Source organism: Paractinoplanes lichenicola (assembly GCF_016785085.1).
GTDB lineage: Bacteria > Actinomycetota > Actinomycetes > Mycobacteriales > Micromonosporaceae > Actinoplanes > Actinoplanes lichenicola.
The window spans coordinates 630,915-649,832 of the sequence record NZ_JAENHO010000004.1 but is presented as its reverse complement, the minus strand read 5'-3'; the positions used below and the strand labels follow the sequence as shown (position 1 = coordinate 649,832).

Sequence of the window (18,918 nt, the reverse complement as noted above, 5' to 3'; positions counted from 1 at the left end):
GGCTCCGTCAGGGAAGGTTAAGGCGATGAGTACGTATCCTGATCCGGCCTGGCACGGCGACGTCTACCCCTCTGAAGAGGAAATCGATCCGTCCGGCACCGACGGCCCGGTTGGGGCGTATGACAGCAGGCCCGGCCCGCTGCCATCCTCCGCGCCCGGATCGCCGGCAGGCCGGGTCGCCACCACCGCTAATTCGATTGTCAGCCGGCGCTCGGACGGATCGATCGAGGTGGTCACCGACCTCGACGGTGACGGCATCGCCGACATGGTGCAGCTCGACCTCGACGGTGACGGGGTGCCCGAGCTCACCTACCTCGACACGGACCGCGACGGCCGGCTCGACACCGTGCTGCGCACCCCGAACCACTGACAGCATGGTGGTGCCCCGGCCCATTTCCGGACCGCACACGCCCCGCCGGTCGTCCCCGCGGTCAAGCATGCTTCGCTCGCAGATGTGATCACTTCCGAGACCGCTCTGCTGGCGTCAACCGCGGCCCATTTCGGCTTCCAGGCCACGGTCACGGCAGTGGCATATCCGGCACTGGCGAAGGTGCCCGCGGCGCAATGGCCGGTCGCGCACCGAGCTCATTCTCGGGCGATCACCAGGCTTGTCGTCATCGTCTACGGCGCCCTGGTGGTGACCGGGGCTTGGGCGCTGTGGTCAGGCCCCGGTGCCTGGACGCTGGTGGCGCTGGCGGCGACCGCGGCGGCGTTCACCGTCACCGCGGCGGCGGCGGCACCGGCTCATACGCGGCTGGGCGCGAGGTACGATCCGGATCGGATCGCTTCTCTCCTGCGCGTCGATCGCATCCGCGCTGGGGCGTCGGCGGTCGCGTTGGTGGCAGCGGCCGTCGCGCTGAGGTGATTTCCGAAACGGCCAAGATCAGGTGCACGCTCATCGGCAGGTGAGCTAGCCGGTCGGGTCGGTCGGGGTTGCCGCGTCGGTGCGCGGAGCGTCCTTGCTCACCACGCTGGCACTCCTCACGGCATGCACGTCAGCGAAGGACGCGGGGTACGAGAAGCTCCGCGCGATGAGCATCCCGCCGGACACCTCGATGCGCTGCGCGGTGATCCACTGGGTGCCCTCGCCGACCAGCGCGACGATCGCACCGGCGATGTCCTCGGGCTGACCCATCCGGCCCATCACGTTGGCCGCCGCGAGGTACTTCTGCACGTCCTCGTCCTGCAGGCCACCGCCGCCGAACTCGGTGGCGGTGGTGGCCCGGCCGAGGCCGCGGTTCCCGCCGGTGATCAGGGCGATTTTGGACATGACGGTGCCTTTCAGCGGAGGAGGTCCTCATAGCCGACGGCCCGGTAGAACTCGCGCCGCACCCGGTCACCGATCCGGAAGATCTCTTCGGCGCCGTCCTGCGCCGGGTCGATGTAGACCCGGAAGGGCCGCCGGCCCCGGGGCAGGCCGACGACCCGGGTGATCTCGCGGGCCACCTCGGCCGGGTCGGCGTCGGCCGGGGAGAGTCGGGCCTGCCGGCCGAGCAGGTCGTCCATCACGCCGGCGTACTTCTGGTCGTAGGAGTCGGCGACCGCGGTGTCGCCGGGGCGGCCGGCGTGGGCGTAGTGGTTGGTGCCGGTGGTGAAGGAGCCCGGCACGACGATCGTGGTGTCGATGCCGAAGCGGGCGACCTCGGCCGCGATGCTGACCGCGAGGGAGTCCTCGGCGGCCTTGGCGGCGAAGTAGGGCCCGAGGAAGGGCGGGGTGCCGCCGCGGGCGCTGGAGGAGCCGACCCAGACGAGCAGGCCCTCGCCCTGCGCACGCAGGTGGGGCAGGACGGCCCGGTTGACGCGCTGGGTGGAGAGCACGTTGGTGTCGTAGACGGCGGCGATCTGCTCGACGGTGAACGCCTCGACCGGGCCGAGGGTCATGTGGCCGGCGTTGTGCACGACCACGTCGATGCGGCCCGCCTCCTGCCGCACCCGGTCGACGGCGGCGTCGACCGAGGCCTGGTCGGACACGTCCATCTCGAGGCTGGCGGCGTGCGGCCCGTACGCGTCGAAGTCGGCCGCGGCCTGCTTGTTGCGTCCCTCGGTGTCGCGCATGCCGGCGTACACCCGGTGGCCGGCGTCGGTCAGGGCGCGGGCAGTCATGGCGCCGAATCCGCTGGAGGCGCCGGTGATGATGACGGTGCTCACAATGATCTCCGAAGGTCGAGGGAGACAGCTCGAACGTTCGGTGAGGTACCCGTCGGCCGCGGACGGCGGCGCGGTTTATTGCTCGGTGATCACCGCGAATTGCGGAACTCGGCGGGCGACACACCCATTTCCGTACGGAACGCCGCGGCGAACTGTCCCGCGCTGCGATACCCGCTCATCGCGGCGACCCTGGCCACGCCGTACGGGGTCTTGCGCAGTGTCTCGGCCGCGGCCCGCATTCTCAGCCGGCGCAGATAGCGATACGGGGTGAGGCCGGTGGCGGCGGCGAAAGCACGGATGAAGTGGTATTTGCTGACGTTGGCGGCCCGGGCCAGTTCGTCGACGGTCACGTCCTCGGCGAGCCGGGCCCGCATGTGCTCCTCCACCCGGCGCACCTCGGACTCGCTCAGCGGCACGACGGCCTTCACAGCCGCCCGGCGGGGCCGCACCACCCCGAACGCGAGGTGGGTCACGAGCGCCTGCGCGACCGAGTCCGCGTACAGGCTCGGCGCGCCGGAGTGCAGCGCGGCGCCCAGGGCCCGCGCCCCGGCGAGGACGAACGGGTCGTGCAGGGTGAGCGCATCCGGGAAGACGACGCCGCCGGCCGCGGCCGGGTCGAGGTGCAGATGCAGCGACTCCATCGGGTCGGGGTGCGTGCTGCGCCAGCGCAACACGCTCACGTGCCCGGGCGCTGTGACGCCGAGCGAGCCCGGACGGTAGCCGGCCCGGCGCCACGACCGCCCGCGCCGGCTTTCGATCCGGTAGCGCCCGCCGGTGACCAGGACCAGCAGCAGCCGGTCGGAGCCGGAGCTGAACTCGTCGGCGACCGCCGGGTCGGCGTACCGGCGGGCCTCGACGGTCTGCCACCCCAGGCCGGCGCTGGTCTCGAGCAACTGCGCGGGCAGGCCCTGGGTGCAGCTCTCCATCGTTGCCTCCCGCCCTGTCGTGTGCCGCCCGGTGACACCAGTACCGTTCGTGTGCCGCCTGGTGACACCACTACCGTAGAAGACGACATCCGGCCATGGCATCGGCAGAGCATGCCTACGCCGGAGCCGTGCCGGGCCGAGGGGTTTCGCTCGGGCTTTCCGGGCGGGAGTTACCGTGGATCCCTCAGCAATACGAGGATGAGGCTGCAGATGATCAATGTGCAGGAGTTCGCGCGCCGGTTGAGCTCGCTCGGGCCCGATGCGTACACCAGCGCGGACGTCGTGGATCTGGCGACCGCCGCCGAGGTGCGGATCAGCGCCGAGCTCGAGATCGACGCCGCTCTGGCGCAGCGTTTGCTCGACCAGATCTCGCCCGCGCTGCCGGTCACCGGGGCGCAGATCGCGGCGTCGTCCTGGCCGCCGCCCACGTCTTCGCGGCCCGCGGCGCCGTCGCTGTCGTTCTCCAGCCCCGGCGCCGTCGACGCCCCGGCCGATCAGCCGGGCCGGCCCCGCCGCTCCGGGCCCCCACGTGGCGGCCGTCGCCCCGGCTCGCGCCGGACGGGCAGGTAAAGAACCGCGTGCGAGCCGTGCAGTGCGCCCGTTTCGGCGGCGCCGACGTCTTGGAGCTCGTCAAGGTGCCGGATCCGGTGGCGGCCGAGGGGCAACTGCTCGTCGAGGTGAGCGCGGCCGGGGTCAACTTCGCCGACACCAGCCGCATCGCCGGGTCCTATCGACCGGCGCCCGAGTTGCCGTTCGTTCCCGGCACCGAGGTGGTGGGCCGGGCGGCCGACGGTCGCCGGGTGCTCGCCCCGATCTTCGGCGGTGGCGGCTTCGCCGAGCGGGCGGTGGTCAACGAGGCCGACGCCGTCGCAGTGCCCGACGGGGTGGGCGACGCCGCGGCTCTCGCGCTGCTCGTCCAGGGATTGACCGCGTGGCACGTGCTGAAGAGCTGCGCCCGGATGCGCGCCGGCGAGACGGTTGTCGTCAACGCGGCGGCCGGCGGTGTCGGTTCGCTCGCGGTACAACTGGCCAGGCACTTCGGGGCGGGGCGGGTCATCGCGACGGCCTCCACCGCGGCCCGCCGTGAGCTGGCGCTGTCGCTGGGTGCGGACGCCGCGGTGTCCGGTGACGCCGACGGGTATGCCGAGCGGGTCCTCGCGGCCAACGACGGGGCGCCGGTGGACGTCGTTCTCGAGTCGATCGGCGGGCGCGTCTTCAGCGCCGGGCTTGAGATCCTGGGCACCTTCGGACGCCTGGTCACCTATGGCAACGCCTCCCGCGAAGGCCGCCCGCCGGTCGACGCGGGAGCCCTCGCGGACCGCAACACGGCCGTGATGGGTTTCTGGCTGCGGCCGGCCCTTGCCGCGCCCGGCGCCTATGCCGAGCCGCTGGCCGAGATGTTCGAGCTGACCGCGGCCGGCGTGCTGAAGCCGATGGTCCACGCGGCATACCCCCTCGAGGATGCCCGCCGCGCCTTCGAGGACCTTGTCGCCCGCAGGACCACCGGCAAGGTGACGTTGCGTCCCGCTCAGACCCGGTGACTGCCCAGCCACCTCGTGGCGAAGTCGACCAGGGCGCGCTGCGGCATCAGGCGGCACTCGGCGTTGCCGACCTTGCCCAGGAGCACGCCGTTCTCGGCCTCGTAGGCGGCGCCGAGCTGCTCGAAGTCCGACGCGTCGGCGTCCGGCGCCGTCCAGGTGACCCAGCGGCTGCCACCCGACGGCTCGCGGACCGCGGCGCCGTGCTCGACCAGCACGGGCGGCTTCTGGCGGCATTCGGCCAGGTGCAGTGAGGTGTTGCGGCCGTGCCCGCACCCCAGGAGCAAGACCTTCCCGTACGCCCGGTAGAGCGCCCCGAGCGGGGAAAGCTCGCCCAGCCCGTCCTCGAGCGGGTGCTCCCCCACGACGGCGACCGCCTGGCCGCCCAGCGCGGCGAACGACACCTGCGGGTGACTGCTGCGCACCGCTCCCGGCCAGGCCCGGACGACCTCCGGCAGCACCCCCATCCACTGGCTGGGGGTGCGGGCCGGGTCGAAACCGGGGCTCTGCTCGCGGATCACCGGCCACCACGAGGGCGGGACGGGCGGCTTGCTCCACTCTGCCGGGTCGGAGTTGGACGGCGTGTGCGTGGGCACGATCAGCGTCCCGTCCGGAGTCAGCACGTCGAGCAAGGCCTGGACGACCGCCTGCACACCACCGGCCAGGGACCCGACCGCGCGCATCGACGAATGCACGATCACCATGTCCCCGGCCGCCAGCCCCAAGGCGCGAAGGTCGGCGGCCAGCGTGCCGGTGGTATGCGGAAGCGCCTGCGTCATCCGGCCATTATCCGAGGACGGCCAGCGCGGCTCCAGCGCATTCGTCGTCCTGCCCGGGCACCGCCCCGCCGCTCACCGCCAGCGCGCCGAGCACGGTGTCCCCGCGCATGAGGAGCGCCGCGCCCGCACCCGTCAGAATCCGCACCCGTACGGCCCGGTCAAGCTGGGCGAAAAAGGCTGGCGAGCTCTCCTGCATGGTGCGCAGCGCGGCCCCGTCGCGGCGGAACAGGGCGACGGTGGCCGCCTTGGCCTCGGCGATCTGCGCGGAGAGCGGCGGTGCGCCGTTCATCCGGCCGAGGGCTTGCAGGTGCCCGCCTTCGTCAACGACCGCCACCGTGACCGATGCGGCCAGCTCGGCGGCGCGCTCGTGGGCGCCGGCGATGACGGTCTGAGCCTCGTGGAGCGTGAGCGGCATGGCGTTCCCCCTGCGTTGTGCAACGGTCCTTGATGGACCCAGCAGGATTGGAATACACCTGTAGCGCAATAGGGTCCGGCTATTCTCGGCGGGATGGACACCACGGGCCGGCGCAAGCAGAACACCCGTGGGCGCGGTGAACTGCTTCGCGAGGAGGTCCTGGCGGCCGGTGTGCGTCTGCTGGACGAGCTCGGCGACGACCAGGCGCTGTCGCTGCGTGCGGTCGCGCGTGCCGTCTCTGTCGCCGCGACCTCGGTCTACCTCTACTTTCCCGACCGTGACGCGCTCGTGTTGGCCGCCGCCCAGCGCTGCCACGAGGAGCTGGTCGCCGTCGGTGATGCCGCCGAGGCCGCCCACGATCACCATCCCGCCGCCCAATTGCGGGCCCGCATCGTGGCTCAGTGCGAATGGGCCCAGGCTCACCCGGGCCTCTACAAGGTGCTTCACGAAAGCGGTGTCCACCGCCGCCTAGGCATGCCGTTCAAGGAAGTCATGGTCGAACGCACCCGCGCCGCCGTGCAACGCTGCATGGACGCCGGCGCAGCCCCGCCCGACGACGCGCTCACCGTGGCCGTCGATCTGCGCACCGCCGTGAACGGCATGCTGGCCCAGCGCATCAACGAGCCCGATCTGCCCTGGCCGCCGGTGACCGACCAGCTCGACCGTTTCCTGGTCAAGCTGGTCGGCCTGCGACTGTCACACGTCCACGGCGCAGGCGGCCAGGGCGAGCAGGGCGTCGTCGGGTAGCAGGGCGCCGTCCCAGACTGTGGTCATGCGGTCGATCGCAGCGTCGGGGGTGAGTTCCAGGGCGGTGACGCCGCGCGGGACCGGGCCCGTCGACTGCCACTCGTAGCCGCCGCCCAGGTCGGTGCCGACGACGTGACGCAGTTGCGCGCCGGGGCCGTACGGGAGGGATTTCGCGGCCCGGCTGAAGTAGCGGCCGATCGCGGCATGGCCCCGGATGGTCGTGCGCAGCGTGAGGTCCTCGAAGACGGCTTCCGCGGCGAACAAGGCGGCGGGCTCCCCCGTGGCAAGCGATTCGTGCAGGGCGGCCGCCACCTCGTCGATCCGGGTGGGCGTGCGGGCGGGCAGGGCGGCGTACAGGTCGGGGTACTGCTCGGGCGGGGTGCGCATGCCGGCGGCCTGGGCGGCGCCGAAGTTGCGGGCGTCCCAGTAGTCGATCCAGCGGACGATGCGGCCGTCGGCGAAGTCGATGGGGGCGATGGCGCGGATCTCGCCGCCGAACAGTTCGGGGGTGTCGGTCATGAAAACGATCGCGCTGGTGGTGTCGCCGAGGATGCGGGTCGGGTAGGAGCGGGCCCCGTCCGGCCAGGCCGGCATGTATTCGGCCCACACCGCGCGCAGGGCTTCGCTGGTCGGCCAGACCCAGCCCAGCGCGGCGTCGGCGTAGAAGGTGCGGTCCGGGTGGAAGAAGGCGTGGGTCGCGTCGACGTCGCGGGCGGTCTTGGCCGTGAACAGGCGGTGGAACAGGTCGTGCGCTTCGGAGGGCATCGGGTCACCTTTCGGGTGCGGGCTTCATCCATCACGAACCGATGCCGCGGAGACAGCCTTCCTGCTCCGGCGCAGCATAAATTGCTGGAAACCATCTCCGTACGAGATAATCACGTGCATGGAACTGCGGCAGCTCAAACACTTCGTCGCGCTCGCCGAGGAACGCAGCTTCACCCGGGCGGCGGCCCGCGAGCTGATCGTGCAGTCGGGGCTGTCGTCGTCGATCCGCGGGCTCGAACAGGACGTGGGGGCGGCGCTGGTGCGGCGCGGGAGCCGCCCGGTGACGCTGACCGCCGAGGGCGAGGCGCTGCTGCCCGAGGCCCGGCGGGCGCTGCGGGCCGCGGAGGACGGGCGCAAAGCCGTACGGGATGTGGCGTCGGTGATCTCCGGGCGGCTGTCGGTGGGCATGGCGCAGACCTCCGGCACGGGCTGCCCGTTTCTCGAGTGGCTGAGCGCCTTCGCGCAGGCGCACCCCGGGCTCGACGTCACCGTGGAGCAGCTGTCCGACGCGCAGATGCTCGATCGGCTCGCCGCGGCCGGGCTCGACTGCGCGCTGACCGCGTCACCGGCACGGGCGGACGTGTTCGACGTCTATCCGATCAGCACCACGGCGCTGCAGGCGATCGTCCCGGCCGGCCACCGGCTCGCGCGGGCCACCAAGGTGCGCCTGGCCGACCTGGCCGCGGAGCGCTTCGTCGAGATGCAGCCCGGCTCGGGCACGCGGGCCCGCACGGACGCGATCTTCGCCGAGCGGCATCTCACCCGCGAGATCGCCTGCACCGTCAACGAATGGTCGATGCTGGTCGACCTGGTGTCCGCGGGCATGGGGGTCGCCCTCGTGCCCGAAGGCCTGGTCGGCACCGCCGTCGCCGTCGTCCCCCTCGCCGACGTGACGATCGAGCAGCGGTGGACCCTCGTGCTGCCCGCGCCGGGCGAGCAGACACCGGCCGCCCGCCGGTTCGCCCAGTTCGTGCTGGGCCGGCAGACGACTTATCGCACCTCGGCCAGGCGCCCGACCGCGTAGTCGCTGTGCCAGGCGACCGTGGCCTCCCACGCGGCGGAGGCTTGCGCGGCGATGTCGTGGGTGACGGGGTCGAGGGCGGCCGCGTTGCCGGGCAGGACGAGGTCGAGCAGGGACACGTCGACGTGGGCCTCGTCCCAGTCGATCAGCGCGACCCGGTCGGCGGTCACACGGACGTTGCCGGGGTTGGCCGGGTTGCCGTGCACGACGCTGGCCGGGCGACCGGCCAGCCGCGCCCAGGCCCCCCGGCAGCGGGTCACGGCTTCCGGCGGCATCGCGCGGAGGTCTGTCTTGGTGCCGGTCTCGGCGTGCAGCAGGTCGGTCGAGGATTTCCAGCCGGGGCGTTGCGGCCAACCCAGAGTCAGCCGGTGCACGTCGCGCAGCACCTCGGCCACGCGCTGCCAGTCGGCCGGGGTCTCGGGCGGGCCGCCCTCCAGGTAGGTCATGACGACCATGCCGTCGGCGAACAATCGGCCGTCGGTCGTGGGGATCGGCACCGGCACGGTCAGGCCCGCACGGTCGAGGTGCCGGATCAGGTCGGTCTCCCACGCGAGGTCGGCGTCGCTTCTGGTGCCGAGGCGGCCGACCGCCAGTTCGCCGTTGACGCGCACGCTCCACACGTCGTTGGCGACGCCGCCGGTGAGCTTCTCGATACGGGTAGCGTCGCCACCCCACTGCTCGAGTGCTGTCCAGCCCACCGGCGGTCGCGTCATGCGGCGATTATTCTCCCGACGGGGCGGTCAGCGTGACCCCGAGCCGTACGGGGGTGCCGAAGTTGGGTGTGCCGTCGGCGTTCCACGTGAACTTCTGGGCGCGGGTGGAGCGGTTCATGTCGCAGCCGCCGCCCGCTGAGTCGTTGGCGTGGTAGACGATCCAGTCCTCCGTACCGTCGGGGCTCTTGAAGAATCCGTTGTGGCCCGGCGCGAAAACGCTGTTGGCGTCGCTGCGCTGGAACACCGGGTTGGGGCTCTTGGTCCAGTGGGCCGGGTTCATCGGGTCGGTGCCGGTCAGGGTGAGCAGGCCGAGCTTGTAGTCCGGGCCCCAGCAGGCCGAAGCCGAGTAGACGACCATCACTTTGCCGTTGCGGTACAAAGGTTCCGGGCCCTCGTTGACCGCGCCGGTCTGCCGCTCCCACGACAGCGTCGGCGAGCTCAGGCGCACCCTCGAACCACTGAGCGTGTACGGGTTGGTCAGGCGCTGGATGAAGTTGCTCTGCCCGGCGCCGTCCCCGCCGTACGTGCCCATCAGGTAGAGGTTGCTGCCCACCTTGAGCACGCTCGCGTCGAGCTGCCAGTCGCCGCCGAGGTCGGCCTTCAAGGCGTACGGGCCCATGGGGTCGCTGCCCGAGCTCTCGAGCACGTGCAGCCGCTGCGTCGGGTTGTAGTCGGAGACGTTCTGCCCGGCCACGTAGTACAGATACCACCGGCCGTTGAGCAGGTGGAACTCCGGCGCCCACATGTTGCAGCAGCCGTTGGCGCGGCCGGCGAGGTTGAACACGACCTGGTCGGCCGCCGACGCGAGCCCGGCCAGCGTCGTCGAGCGGCGCATGGTGATGGTCGAGTTCCACGTCGTGGTGGCCAGGTAGTAGTAGCCGTTGTAGTACTGCAGCCACGGGTCCGGGCCGTTGCGCTTGATGGGGTTGGTGAACGTGCGGGCGGCCGAGCCGAGCGCGATCAGCTGCCACTGCTGGTTGGCGCCGTCGAGATCCTGGAACTGCGAGACTTTCGCGCCGTCGGCGGTCGACCACTCCCACACGTCGAGGGCCTTGCCGCTGCTGCGGTTGATCAGCCGGACCAGGCCGCCGGCCGAGTCGGCCAGCCGGAACTGCTGCCGGGCGTCGTTGCGGTCGGTGTTCTGCACCAGCTGGACGCCGTCGGCGCTGGTGGGAAGGTCGAGGACCTTGCCGCTGTGCACCGACTGCACCCGATACCAGCCGCCGCCGGAGTCGAGGAACTTCCACTGCTGCCAGGCGCCGTCGTTGCGGGCGTACTGGTTGATCGCGGCGCCGTCGGTGGTGGCCAGGTTGTAGACGTCGAGGGCCTTGCCGCTGTTGCGGTTGACCAGCACGTACGGGGTGCCGGGGGTGACCGTGGCGGCCTGGGCCTCGGTGACCACGGCGGCGGTGCCGATCGCGGCCAGCAGCAGGACGAGGGCGGTGCGGAGCGTGCGCATCAAGGCTCTCCCTCAGTAGACGAACGGCCAGCCGGCCGTGTCGTAGCCGATGAGGTTGATCCCGAGCTTGGACGCGCCGTTGTCCTGGTAGTAGTGGTAGACCAGCACCTCGGCGTCGGTGTCGGCCAGCACGGCCTGGTGTCCCGGCCCGTGGATGCTGCCGTGCCCGGCCAGCACCTGGGTGCCGCCGCCGGAGGCCAGCCGGGTGCCGTTGCGGTCGACGAAGGGCCCGTTCGGGCTGGTCGAGCGGCCCACCATGATCCGGTAGGTGCTGGCCGCGCCCTGGCAGCAGCGGTCGAACGACACCCACAGGTAGTAGTAGGAGCCGTGCTTGAACATGTACGGCGCCTCGATCGCCCCGCCGTTGCGACCGGCGATCAGCCGCAGGCTCGAGTCGGAGCGCAGCCCGGTCGACGGGTTGAGCGCGATCTGCTGCAGCCCCGACCAGAACGAGCCGAAGTTGAGCCACCAACGCCCACTGGCGTCGATGAACAGGTTGGGGTCGATCGCGTTGAAGTTGTCGGACGTGCGCGACTCGATCACCAGGCCCCGGTTGGTCCAGCTGCCGGAGGCCCCGGTCGGGCTGGTGGCCAGGAAGATCGCCGACCGGTTGGAGCCGAACGTGGAGGCCGAGTAATACATGTAGTACTGGCCGTTGTGGTACGAGATGTCGGGCGCCCACAGGTTGGCGCTGCCCCCGGTGTAGGTCGTGGTCCAGGGCGCGCCGCTCGGGAAGGCCGCGCCGGCCGCCCGGAAGGCGGTGCGGTCGGTCGACGTGGTCAGCGCGATGTTGTTGCCGGTCTGCGCGACTATGTACGTGCCCGCGGGCGTCTTGACCATTGTGGGGTCATGGGTGCCGGTCGCCCCGGTCACCACACCCGGGTTGGGGTACGAGCCCGGTGGCGTCGTCGGCGTGGCCAGGGCGGCGACGGGCGCGGCCGTTTGCACGGCGGCCTGCGCATTCATGGCCACGGCGGACATCGCGGCGGCGACGACGATCACCGGCAGGACGAGCTTCACCCGCATGGGGGCCTCCACATGTGACGAGTTTGTTAACGTTCACAGCATAGGAAGCGCGGTGCGATTGTCAATAGATGAACGTTGATGCGCAATCAGTGCCGGCTACTCACGAAGTCGGCCTGCAGGTCGGTGTACGAAGGATGACCGGCGACGGAGAAGCGGTTGCGCCCCTCCCGCTTGGCCGCGTACAGCGCCGCGTCGGCGCGCGCGGTCAACTGCTCGCCCGACTCCCCACCCGTCCACTGCGCCAGCCCCGCCGAGAACGTCTGACCGTCGGGTGTCGCCTCGTGCAGGCGGTCCATGATGATTGCCGCGTCCTTGAGCCGGCAGTGCATGACCAGGCCGAACTCCTCACCCCCATAGCGGGCGATCAGGTCGCCCGCCCGGAGCTGTTGCTGCCACGCCGAGCCCGCACTGCGCAGCAGCTCGTCGCCGGCCTGGTGGCCCAGCAGGTCGTTGTAGTTCTTGAAATGGTCGAGGTCGATCAGCCCGACGACGAGGGTGCTGCCGTGCCTGCGGGCCACCGCGAGCCGGCGCTCGAGCTCGACGTCCCAGGCGCGGCGGTTGGGGATCCCGGTGAGCCCGTCCAGATAGGCGAGCGACTCCAGCTGCTCGGACTGCTCCTGCACGGTGCGCATCAGCCCGAGGATGCGCACGATCAGCAGCAGGAAGACCACGACGGAGCACACCGACGCGGCCATCCAGTCGGGCGAGCCCACCCCGAGCAAGCCGTCGACGAGCAGCAGGACGGGGCTGAGCAGGCAGGCCGAGCTGATCAGCAGCACCCGCTGCGGGGTGATGCCCGCGCTGGGCCGCCCGCCCGCGCTGCCCACCCGCACCATCGACGGGTGCAGCGCGGCCCCGCCGAGCAGCAGCGCGCTCGCCACGAAGGCCGGTGCCAGCTCGTTGTGGTTGACCCCCCGCGAGGACTGCCAGACCCAACCCACGTGGGCCAGGCCCTGGACGCCGAGGGACGCGACGAGCTGCCAGAACGCCGGGCCCCGGCGGGCGGCGGAGGTGAACATCCGGACGACCCCGGCCAGCAGCAGCAGGTCGGCCAGCGGGTAGGCGATGGCGACCAGCCGGCATGGCCGGCGCCATCAGGTCGCGCAGGAACAGCAGCCAGACGCCGAGCCCGAGACCTCCGGTCACCATCAGCGTGTCCAGGATGCCGGCCCGGTCACGGCGCCAGGACAGCCCGTCGACCAGCAGCATCAACCCGGCCAGCAGCAGCGGATAACCGGCCAGGAAGAAGATGTCAGCCGGCGACGGGAACGGCACCCCGCCGCGGACCAGATAGACCGAGATGATCACGTTGCCGATCCCGCCCGCCAGGGACAGGATCAGCAACAGGGCCCAGGGCAGCATGCGCGGCGGGCGGTTGACCCGGACCCCGACAGCGATGGCGGCCATCGTCAGCACCGGATAGCAGTACGTCACCAGGGCCGCGGCTGCGGACCCCTCCGGGACCACCACCCGCACGGCCGTCAGCACCACGCTGACCACGCCGTACGCGATCCAGAGCCGGCGGATCCCGGACGACGCCACGACGGTCACTTCGGCCCCGTGCCGCGAGAACTGAGCGCCTCGGGGGCCCCGGGCCGATACCCGGCGATCTCGTCGGCCGGCATCGGGCGGGCGTAGTAGTAGCCCTGGGCGTAGCGGTAGCCGAGCCGCTGCAGCGTGGCCGCCTGCTCGGCGGTCTCCACCCCCTCGGCGACCGCGCGCAGTCGCATGCCGTCGCAGATGCTGATCAGAGCGGCTGCCACGACCGTCTGCGGGCCGTCGGCGGTCACGCCGTCGACGAACGACTTGTCGACCTTCAGGACGTCGGCGGGACAGGTGCGCAGCAGCCCCAGCGACGAATGGCCGGTACCGAAGTCGTCGAGCGCGATCTTGACACCCAGCCCGGCGACCGTCTTCAGCTCCTCCAGCGCCGCTCCCCCGTCGAACACGGCCGTCTCGGTGACCTCCACCGTGAGCATGGCCGCAGGCAATCCCGTACGGCTCAGGATCGCCGCGACCTCCCCGGCGAAACCGGCCTCGCGCAGCTGCCGGGCCGAGACGTTCACGCTGACGGTCCGCGGGGCCGCAGCACCCATCGTCGTCAGCCAGACGGCGGCCTGGCGGCAGGCCTGCTCGAGGATCCAGGCGCCGACCGGCACGATCGAGCCGGTTCGTTCGGCGGCCGGGATGAAGACCGCGGGGCTGATCGGTCCGCGCTGCGGGTGGGTCCAGCGGGCCAAGGCCTCCACTCCGGCCAGTTCGCCGCCGGGCATCGCGACGATCGGCTGATAGAGCAGGTAGAACTGGTCGGTGCCGACCGCGTGGCGCAGGTCGGCCGTGAGCCGGGACTGTTCCGCGGTGCGCTGGTCCATCCGGTCGTCGAAGACCACCTGCCGCCCCTTGCCCTGCTCCTTCGCCTCGTACATCGCGACGTCGGCCCGCCGCAGCAGTTCACCGGCCGTGTCGCCGGGGCGGGATCCGGCGAGCCCGACACTGGCCTCGACGACCAGTTCGTGCCCGGCGGCGGGCAACGGGCGGCGCAGGCTCGCCGCCATCACGGCGAGGGCGGAACCACACGGGTCCGGCAGGAGCACCGCGTATTCGTCGCCGCCCAGCCGGGCCAGCACGGCGTCGTCGGGCAGCTGACCGGCCAGCCGCTCGCCCACGGCCACCAGCAGCGCGTCGCCGACCGCATGTCCGAGGTCGTCGTTGATGGCCTTGAAGTCGTCCAGGTCGATAAGGGCCAGGCTGACCGGCCGTCCCTCGGCCAGCCTGGCGTTGATCGCGCCCGTCAGGACGGTCCGGTTGGCCAGCCCGGTGAGACCGTCGTGGCCGGCCTGGAAGGCCAGCTCGCCCTGGCGGATGTCGAGGTCGCCGAGCAGGCGGGCGTTGTCCCGCAGGGCGACCATCTGCCGCACCGCGACCAGCAGTGTCACCGTGACCGACCCGGCCGCGACCGCCATCAGGTCGGTGGCCCGGGCGTCGACGCTGATCAGCAGCAGGGCGCCGGTGCCGAGCACCGCGGTGTACGGCAGCACGCTCGGTCGCCGCGACAGCGGCCGGGGCGCGGGCCGCCCGGCCCGGCTGGCCCGCAGCTGCCGGTCGGCGGCGAGGCACACCAGCAGACTGGTGGTGGGCAGCAGCACGTGCCCGGTGTTCAGGTACGGCCGTTCGGCCAGCAGCGGCGCCAGGGCTCCACCCAGAGCGCCCACGGCACCGGTCAGCGCCAGAATGTACAGCGCCCGGCGGTCGATCAGGCCGGTGCCCGTGAACGACACCTTGACGAAGGCCAGCATCCCGATGATCGCGGCGGTGGCTACGACCACCACCGACGCCGTGCCCGCGGCGCTGCCGTCGGTCCAGCTCTCCCAGCGCGGCAGCACCAGATGCCAGCTGAACACCACGACGGTGACAACCATCGTCGCCACATCCAGCACGAAGCGCATCCACTCGATGCGGGCCCGTTGCGCCCCGGGAATGCGCAGCAGCCCCCACAGCATCACCAGCAGACTGCCGACGTACAGGGCGGCGGTCGAACCGCCGATCTTCTGGCCGACCTGGTCGCCGCTGTAGAAGTCACGCGCCGCGGCCGCCGAGGCCAGGCCCAGCCCGACCATGCCGGCCGACACGTATCGCCAGAAGGTCCGGCCCGCCGCGCCGGCCCGCCACGCCGCCGTCGCGGCGATCGGCACCGCGAACATCAGCAGACCCCATCCGGCCATCGGCGGAGTCGGACGGGCCAGACCGATCAGAAACCAGGCCCAGGCCACCGCGTCGATACAGATGGCCGCGATCAGCAGGCGGGTCGGCCGCCAAGGCGCCGCCGCGTCAGCCCCCGGTTTCAGTGCTTCGTCCACGCAATGCTCATCGGCCCGGTTGCGGGACGGGTGAGGCGATTAGGGCCTCAGGCCCGCAGCCACTGCCGGGCGGCCTCGAGCGTCTCGGCCGGCGTGGTGCGGCCGACGTCGGCGACCAGGTCGGCCACGGTGATCGCGCGCAGCGACTCGCGCCAGGCCCGGTCGGCGGAATCCATCACCCGGGCGATCGGGCACGGCGTGTCACACCGCTCCGCCGGCACGGCCAACGGGCCCCGCTGCCGCACCTCCGTGCATCGGAACGCCGGCTGGGCGCCGTCGATCGCCTCGACCACGTCGAGCACGGTGATCTCGCTCGTGGCCCGAGTCAGCACATAACCCCCGGACTGACCCAGCGTCGAGCGCACGAGGCCCGCGCGGGACAGCAGCTGAAGCTGTTTGGCCAGGTAACTCTGCGAGACGTCGTGCAGTTCCGCGAGCTTGGCCGCCGGCACCGGGGCTCCCGCCCGGCTGAGCACGACGCAGCAGTGCAGGGCCCACTCGACCCCGCCGGACATTTTCATCCGCCCACCCTACTTGACTCGGATAACTCTTGTCCGAATAGAATCTCGGACAAGAGTTATCCGAATTCAGGGATCCAAGGAGACACCATGCCCCGGCTCGATCTGCGCACGGCCGCACCCACCGCGACGAAGGCGCTCTACGCCGCCGACCAGGCCGTTCTGGCCTCACCCCTCGACCCGGCCCTGCGTGAGCTGGTCAAGCTGCGCATCTCGCAGATCAACCACTGCGTGCACTGCATCGACCTGCACAGCCACGACGCGCTGAAGCTGGGCGACTCGCTGGACCGTCTCCTGCAGCTCACCGCGTGGCGCGAATCGGCGCTGTTCACCCCGGCCGAGCGGGCGGCGCTGGATTACGCCGAGGCCGCGACGACGCTGACCGAGCACGGCGTCAGCGACGAGATCTGGGCCGGCGTCCGCGCGGCACTGTCCGACGAGGAACTCGGCGCGCTGGTCGTCCAGGTCGCCCTGATGAACGCGTTCAACCGGTTCGGCGTCCCGCTGCAGATGCCGGCCCAGCCCCGCGGCTGAGCCCGTCGACGACCGCTTCCCAGCCCAGCGACGGGTTGGCCGCGGAGTCGGTGGCCAGCTCCGGGTCGTCGAGCAGGGCGGCGAGGCGGCCGGCGGGCAGGCGCGGGCACCGGGCCATCGCCTTGCGCACCCACGGGTCGGGGTCGGCGCTCAGACGCGCGATGAGCGCCGGGTCCGCCTCAGGGTCAAGAGCGACCAGAGCCCGTACGCGGAAATCGGGGTGATCGGCGAGCACGGCATCGGGGTCGACGGCCAGGACGGCGATCTGCTCGGCGGTCAGCCCGGCGCGGATGGCCACGACGGCACGAACCTCCGGGTCGGGATCGGTGACGAAGACCGCGAACTGCTCCGCGTGCCCGGCCAGCGCCGCCCGAACCCCGGCGTCGGGATGCCGCGAGAGGGCCTCGGCAATGTCGGGCGGCAACGTCGGGTTGACCGCGATGGACTGGATGGCCTCGACGTCGTCCGAGGCGGCCACTTGCGCGGCAAGCGCCCGAGACAGCGGCTGCTTGAGCACCCGCCAGAAGGCATGACAGTGCTGCGGCGGCAGGTCGGCCGGCTCCCGGGGCCGCTCGAGCTCCGCGATCCACGCCGTCGCGGCCGCCGCCACCCGCGGATCCGAGTCAGCGCGCAGGGCCCGCACAACCTCCACCCGCGCGTACGGCACAACGGCCGTACGCACCCTCGGATCGGGATGCGGGCGGCGACGTCGGTCCGGCTCCCGTCGGCGAAGAACAGCTCCTGATACAACTCGGGACTGGTGATCGGAACGTCGTCCGGCGGGTCGAGCAGGTCCACCAGCAGCCGGTTCAGCGACTCCTCGGGCATGGGCCGCCGCTTCTTGTCGGCGAAGACGCCCATCCGTACGCGCCAGTCCGGATCGCCCAGCAGCCGGTCCTGGATCGCCGGGTCCGCCCACTCACTGCGGGCGACCGCCGCCCGGACTCGACGCTCGGGATGGGCGGCCATCTGCTCCTGCACAGCAAGCGGCAGGTCGGGCCGACGTCGCAAACCCTCGGCGACCGGCACGGGCCAGTCGCGCAACAGCCGCAGCAGGACGTCGTCCGGAACCGCCGGGTTCTCGGCCAGCCCGCTCAGGACGAGATCAGGCCTGTTCACCGGCGAAGGCCAGATCGTGCTCGGCCAGTGCGGTGGCCAGGATGCCGACCGCCTTGGGCCCGACGCCGTGCATGGCCAGCAGCTCGCGGCGGCTGCGGGTGGCCACCTGGGCCAGAGTCGTGAGGCCGGCCTGAAGCAGGGCGCTGGTGGCCGGGCGTCCGATCGGCGGCAGGTCACCGATCTGCGCCGGCCCGTGACGGGTGGTCATCGGTTCACGATAGGCGAGTCATCTCGTGGATGGCGGCGCGGATCATGTCGCGTAGCCAGCGGTGGGCCGGGTCGGTTTCCAGGCGGGGGTGCCAGACCATGCCGTACGGGAAGGCGTCGAACTCCTCCGGGGCCTCGGCCAGCCGGAGCCTGGGGTCGGTGACCTGCACCTCGGCCAGGCGGCGAGGGATCGTGGCGATCAGCGGTGTGCCGGGGACGGCGGTGATGGCGGCGCTGAAGAACGTGACGCGGACGGCGACCGTACGGGTGTGGCCGACCGCATCGAGCCAGCGGTCGATCATCGGCTGGCCGCGTGAGATCACGTCGATCGCGATGTGCCGGGCGGCGATGTAGTCCTCGAGGCCGATGCGGTCCTGCGGGTGGTGGTCGCGGTCGACCACGCAGACGACGTCGTCGGTGAACAGCTGCTCCCAGCGCAGCGGCTCGCCGGGGCGCATGACCGACAGGGCCAGGTCGGCCCGGCCGCGTTCCAGGTCGGTGTAGCTGTCCTGGTTGCGGGGCTCGACGCGGATCTCCAGGCCGGGCGCCGCCTGGAACAGCCGCGGCAGCAGATGCGGGCCGAGGGTCGCCGTCGTGTAGTCGGTGCCGATGATGCGCAGCACGCCGGTGGCCGTGGCCGGGTCGAAGCCCTGGCCGGCCACGAAATTCTCCAGGCGGGGCAGCAACAGAGCTAGTTCGCGCTGCATCTGGCGGGCGCGCGGGGTCAGCTCGTAGTCGCCGCCCGCACGGACCAGCAGCTCGTCGTCGAACAGCGCGCGCAGCCGTTGCAGGGTGCGGCTCATCGAGGACTGGCTGAGGTGGAAACGCACGGCGGCCCGGGAGACGTGCCGCTCCTCGAGCAGGACGGCCAGGGCACGCAGTTCCTGCAACAGGCCGAGATCGCTATGCGGCACGCGCATAGTATGCATCCGATTCTCGCGTTGGCACGGCCCCGCTGCGGCCGGGAGATTGGCGGGCATGCTTCGCCCACTGGACTCCCTGTTTCTCAGCATCGCGGCCGTGCTGGTGGCCGCCGGGATGGTCGTCGTCGCTGTGCCGGTGTCGCGTCCCGCGGCGCAGCCGGTGGCGCTGACCGTCGACGAGCCGTGCCCGTTCGCCGATCTCGTCATCGTCGGCTGAGGCGCC

Annotated in this window: 23 protein-coding genes; 8 read left to right on the top strand and 15 right to left on the bottom strand. The window is 71.7% G+C overall.

What is annotated here, in order from left to right; genetic code table 11:
* Positions 1 to 25: 25 nt before the first annotated feature.
* Positions 26 to 370 (top strand): hypothetical protein, encoded by a 345-nt coding sequence (locus JKJ07_RS16630; protein ID WP_202992437.1) that lies wholly within the window; start codon positions 26 to 28, stop codon positions 368 to 370.
* A gap of 84 nt (positions 371 to 454) precedes the next feature.
* Positions 455 to 865 (top strand): hypothetical protein, encoded by a 411-nt coding sequence (locus JKJ07_RS16625; protein ID WP_202992436.1) that lies wholly within the window; start codon positions 455 to 457, stop codon positions 863 to 865.
* A gap of 45 nt (positions 866 to 910) precedes the next feature.
* Here the strand turns inward: JKJ07_RS16625 and JKJ07_RS16620 are convergent, their stop codons facing one another.
* From JKJ07_RS16620 to JKJ07_RS16610, 3 genes are all read right to left on the bottom strand, one after another.
* On the bottom strand, positions 911 to 1,270 hold the full coding sequence (locus tag JKJ07_RS16620; RefSeq protein ID WP_202992435.1) for an SDR family oxidoreductase: 360 nt from the start codon (positions 1,268 to 1,270) through the stop codon (positions 911 to 913).
* Positions 1,271 to 1,281: 11 nt separating this feature from the next.
* Positions 1,282 to 2,148 (bottom strand): SDR family oxidoreductase, encoded by an 867-nt coding sequence (locus JKJ07_RS16615; RefSeq protein WP_307834287.1) that lies wholly within the window; start codon positions 2,146 to 2,148, stop codon positions 1,282 to 1,284.
* A gap of 89 nt (positions 2,149 to 2,237) precedes the next feature.
* Complete coding sequence (locus JKJ07_RS16610; RefSeq protein ID WP_202992434.1) at positions 2,238 to 3,074, bottom strand: helix-turn-helix domain-containing protein; 837 nt, start codon at positions 3,072 to 3,074, stop codon at positions 2,238 to 2,240.
* Between the two features lie 198 nt (positions 3,075 to 3,272).
* On the opposite strand from JKJ07_RS16610, the gene JKJ07_RS16605 reads away from it, so the two are divergent.
* Together JKJ07_RS16605 and JKJ07_RS16600 are read left to right on the top strand one after the other, a co-directional pair.
* On the top strand, positions 3,273 to 3,644 hold the full coding sequence (locus JKJ07_RS16605; RefSeq protein WP_202992433.1) for a hypothetical protein: 372 nt from the start codon (positions 3,273 to 3,275) through the stop codon (positions 3,642 to 3,644).
* Between the two features lie 8 nt (positions 3,645 to 3,652).
* Positions 3,653 to 4,615: a quinone oxidoreductase family protein gene (locus JKJ07_RS16600; protein WP_202992432.1), complete on the top strand. Its 963-nt coding sequence runs from the start codon at positions 3,653 to 3,655 to the stop codon at positions 4,613 to 4,615.
* On the opposite strand, the gene JKJ07_RS16595 is transcribed toward JKJ07_RS16600, so the two are convergent.
* Together JKJ07_RS16595 and JKJ07_RS16590 are read right to left on the bottom strand one after the other, a co-directional pair.
* Positions 4,603 to 5,391, bottom strand: coding sequence for an AAC(3) family N-acetyltransferase (locus JKJ07_RS16595; RefSeq protein ID WP_202992430.1), 789 nt, complete (start codon positions 5,389 to 5,391; stop codon positions 4,603 to 4,605). The genes JKJ07_RS16600 and JKJ07_RS16595 overlap by 13 nt on opposite strands.
* A gap of 7 nt (positions 5,392 to 5,398) precedes the next feature.
* Positions 5,399 to 5,806, bottom strand: a complete 408-nt coding sequence (locus JKJ07_RS16590) for a GlcG/HbpS family heme-binding protein (protein WP_202992429.1) — start codon at positions 5,804 to 5,806, stop codon at positions 5,399 to 5,401.
* 93 nt (positions 5,807 to 5,899) lie between these two features.
* Between JKJ07_RS16590 and JKJ07_RS16585 the strand changes: the two genes are divergently transcribed.
* Positions 5,900 to 6,553, top strand: coding sequence for a TetR/AcrR family transcriptional regulator (locus JKJ07_RS16585; protein ID WP_202992427.1), 654 nt, complete (start codon positions 5,900 to 5,902; stop codon positions 6,551 to 6,553).
* Here the strand turns inward: JKJ07_RS16585 and JKJ07_RS51115 are convergent.
* Positions 6,503 to 7,318 (bottom strand): nuclear transport factor 2 family protein, encoded by an 816-nt coding sequence (locus JKJ07_RS51115; protein ID WP_202992426.1) that lies wholly within the window; start codon positions 7,316 to 7,318, stop codon positions 6,503 to 6,505. The genes JKJ07_RS16585 and JKJ07_RS51115 overlap by 51 nt on opposite strands.
* A 118-nt stretch (positions 7,319 to 7,436) precedes the next feature.
* Between JKJ07_RS51115 and JKJ07_RS16575 the strand changes: the two genes are divergently transcribed.
* A complete protein-coding gene (locus JKJ07_RS16575; protein ID WP_202992424.1) occupies positions 7,437 to 8,342 on the top strand; it encodes a LysR family transcriptional regulator in 906 nt (301 codons plus the stop codon).
* Here the strand turns inward: JKJ07_RS16575 and JKJ07_RS16570 are convergent.
* The 6 genes from JKJ07_RS16570 to JKJ07_RS16545 form a co-directional block, all read right to left on the bottom strand.
* Complete coding sequence (locus tag JKJ07_RS16570; RefSeq protein WP_236029006.1) at positions 8,309 to 9,052, bottom strand: phosphotransferase enzyme family protein; 744 nt, start codon at positions 9,050 to 9,052, stop codon at positions 8,309 to 8,311. The two genes, JKJ07_RS16575 and JKJ07_RS16570, sit on opposite strands and share 34 nt — an antisense overlap.
* Before the next feature lie 7 nt (positions 9,053 to 9,059).
* Positions 9,060 to 10,511, bottom strand: a complete 1,452-nt coding sequence (locus tag JKJ07_RS16565; RefSeq protein ID WP_202992423.1) for a family 43 glycosylhydrolase — start codon at positions 10,509 to 10,511, stop codon at positions 9,060 to 9,062.
* A 12-nt stretch (positions 10,512 to 10,523) separates the two neighbouring features.
* Positions 10,524 to 11,537 (bottom strand): arabinan endo-1,5-alpha-L-arabinosidase, encoded by a 1,014-nt coding sequence (locus JKJ07_RS16560; protein ID WP_202992421.1) that lies wholly within the window; start codon positions 11,535 to 11,537, stop codon positions 10,524 to 10,526.
* 86 nt (positions 11,538 to 11,623) lie between these two features.
* On the bottom strand, positions 11,624 to 12,556 hold the full coding sequence (locus tag JKJ07_RS16555) for a GGDEF domain-containing protein (protein ID WP_202992419.1): 933 nt from the start codon (positions 12,554 to 12,556) through the stop codon (positions 11,624 to 11,626).
* Between the two features lie 528 nt (positions 12,557 to 13,084).
* On the bottom strand, positions 13,085 to 15,394 hold the full coding sequence (locus tag JKJ07_RS51745) for a putative bifunctional diguanylate cyclase/phosphodiesterase (RefSeq protein ID WP_202992417.1): 2,310 nt from the start codon (positions 15,392 to 15,394) through the stop codon (positions 13,085 to 13,087).
* A gap of 47 nt (positions 15,395 to 15,441) precedes the next feature.
* Positions 15,442 to 15,915 (bottom strand): RrF2 family transcriptional regulator, encoded by a 474-nt coding sequence (locus JKJ07_RS16545; protein ID WP_202992415.1) that lies wholly within the window; start codon positions 15,913 to 15,915, stop codon positions 15,442 to 15,444.
* Between the two features lie 87 nt (positions 15,916 to 16,002).
* Here JKJ07_RS16545 and JKJ07_RS16540 point away from each other — a divergent pair, with 87 nt between their 5' ends.
* A complete protein-coding gene (locus JKJ07_RS16540) occupies positions 16,003 to 16,446 on the top strand; it encodes a carboxymuconolactone decarboxylase family protein (RefSeq protein WP_202992413.1) in 444 nt (147 codons plus the stop codon).
* On the opposite strand, the gene JKJ07_RS16535 is transcribed toward JKJ07_RS16540, so the two are convergent.
* From JKJ07_RS16535 to JKJ07_RS16525, 3 genes are all read right to left on the bottom strand, one after another.
* Complete coding sequence (locus tag JKJ07_RS16535) at positions 16,397 to 17,128, bottom strand: hypothetical protein (protein WP_202992412.1); 732 nt, start codon at positions 17,126 to 17,128, stop codon at positions 16,397 to 16,399. The two genes, JKJ07_RS16540 and JKJ07_RS16535, sit on opposite strands and share 50 nt — an antisense overlap.
* Before the next feature lie 423 nt (positions 17,129 to 17,551).
* Positions 17,552 to 17,773 (bottom strand): helix-hairpin-helix domain-containing protein, encoded by a 222-nt coding sequence (locus JKJ07_RS16530; protein ID WP_202992410.1) that lies wholly within the window; start codon positions 17,771 to 17,773, stop codon positions 17,552 to 17,554.
* A gap of 4 nt (positions 17,774 to 17,777) precedes the next feature.
* Positions 17,778 to 18,686, bottom strand: coding sequence for a LysR family transcriptional regulator (locus JKJ07_RS16525; protein ID WP_202992408.1), 909 nt, complete (start codon positions 18,684 to 18,686; stop codon positions 17,778 to 17,780).
* Positions 18,687 to 18,750: 64 nt separating this feature from the next.
* On the opposite strand from JKJ07_RS16525, the gene JKJ07_RS16520 reads away from it, so the two are divergent.
* Positions 18,751 to 18,912, top strand: coding sequence for a hypothetical protein (locus JKJ07_RS16520; protein WP_202992406.1), 162 nt, complete (start codon positions 18,751 to 18,753; stop codon positions 18,910 to 18,912).
* The last annotated feature ends 6 nt before the right edge of the window (positions 18,913 to 18,918 follow it).

Coding starts and splice junctions, on each gene's coding strand:
- JKJ07_RS16630 (WP_202992437.1), top strand. CDS start 26: ATGAGTACGTATCCTGATCCGGCCTGGCACGGCGACGTCTACCCCTCT.
- JKJ07_RS16620 (WP_202992435.1), bottom strand. CDS start 1,270: ATGTCCAAAATCGCCCTGATCACCGGCGGGAACCGCGGCCTCGGCCGG.
- JKJ07_RS16610 (WP_202992434.1), bottom strand. CDS start 3,074: ATGGAGAGCTGCACCCAGGGCCTGCCCGCGCAGTTGCTCGAGACCAGC.
- JKJ07_RS16605 (WP_202992433.1), top strand. CDS start 3,273: ATGAGGCTGCAGATGATCAATGTGCAGGAGTTCGCGCGCCGGTTGAGC.
- JKJ07_RS16595 (WP_202992430.1), bottom strand. CDS start 5,391: ATGACGCAGGCGCTTCCGCATACCACCGGCACGCTGGCCGCCGACCTT.
- JKJ07_RS16590 (WP_202992429.1), bottom strand. CDS start 5,806: ATGCCGCTCACGCTCCACGAGGCTCAGACCGTCATCGCCGGCGCCCAC.
- JKJ07_RS16585 (WP_202992427.1), top strand. CDS start 5,900: ATGGACACCACGGGCCGGCGCAAGCAGAACACCCGTGGGCGCGGTGAA.
- JKJ07_RS51115 (WP_202992426.1), bottom strand. CDS start 7,318: ATGCCCTCCGAAGCGCACGACCTGTTCCACCGCCTGTTCACGGCCAAG.
- JKJ07_RS16575 (WP_202992424.1), top strand. CDS start 7,437: ATGGAACTGCGGCAGCTCAAACACTTCGTCGCGCTCGCCGAGGAACGC.
- JKJ07_RS16570 (WP_236029006.1), bottom strand. CDS start 9,052: ATGACGCGACCGCCGGTGGGCTGGACAGCACTCGAGCAGTGGGGTGGC.
- JKJ07_RS16565 (WP_202992423.1), bottom strand. CDS start 10,511: ATGCGCACGCTCCGCACCGCCCTCGTCCTGCTGCTGGCCGCGATCGGC.
- JKJ07_RS16560 (WP_202992421.1), bottom strand. CDS start 11,537: ATGCGGGTGAAGCTCGTCCTGCCGGTGATCGTCGTCGCCGCCGCGATG.
- JKJ07_RS16555 (WP_202992419.1), bottom strand. CDS start 12,556: ATGTTCACCTCCGCCGCCCGCCGGGGCCCGGCGTTCTGGCAGCTCGTC.
- JKJ07_RS16545 (WP_202992415.1), bottom strand. CDS start 15,915: ATGAAAATGTCCGGCGGGGTCGAGTGGGCCCTGCACTGCTGCGTCGTG.
- JKJ07_RS16540 (WP_202992413.1), top strand. CDS start 16,003: ATGCCCCGGCTCGATCTGCGCACGGCCGCACCCACCGCGACGAAGGCG.
- JKJ07_RS16530 (WP_202992410.1), bottom strand. CDS start 17,773: ATGACCACCCGTCACGGGCCGGCGCAGATCGGTGACCTGCCGCCGATC.
- JKJ07_RS16520 (WP_202992406.1), top strand. CDS start 18,751: ATGCTTCGCCCACTGGACTCCCTGTTTCTCAGCATCGCGGCCGTGCTG.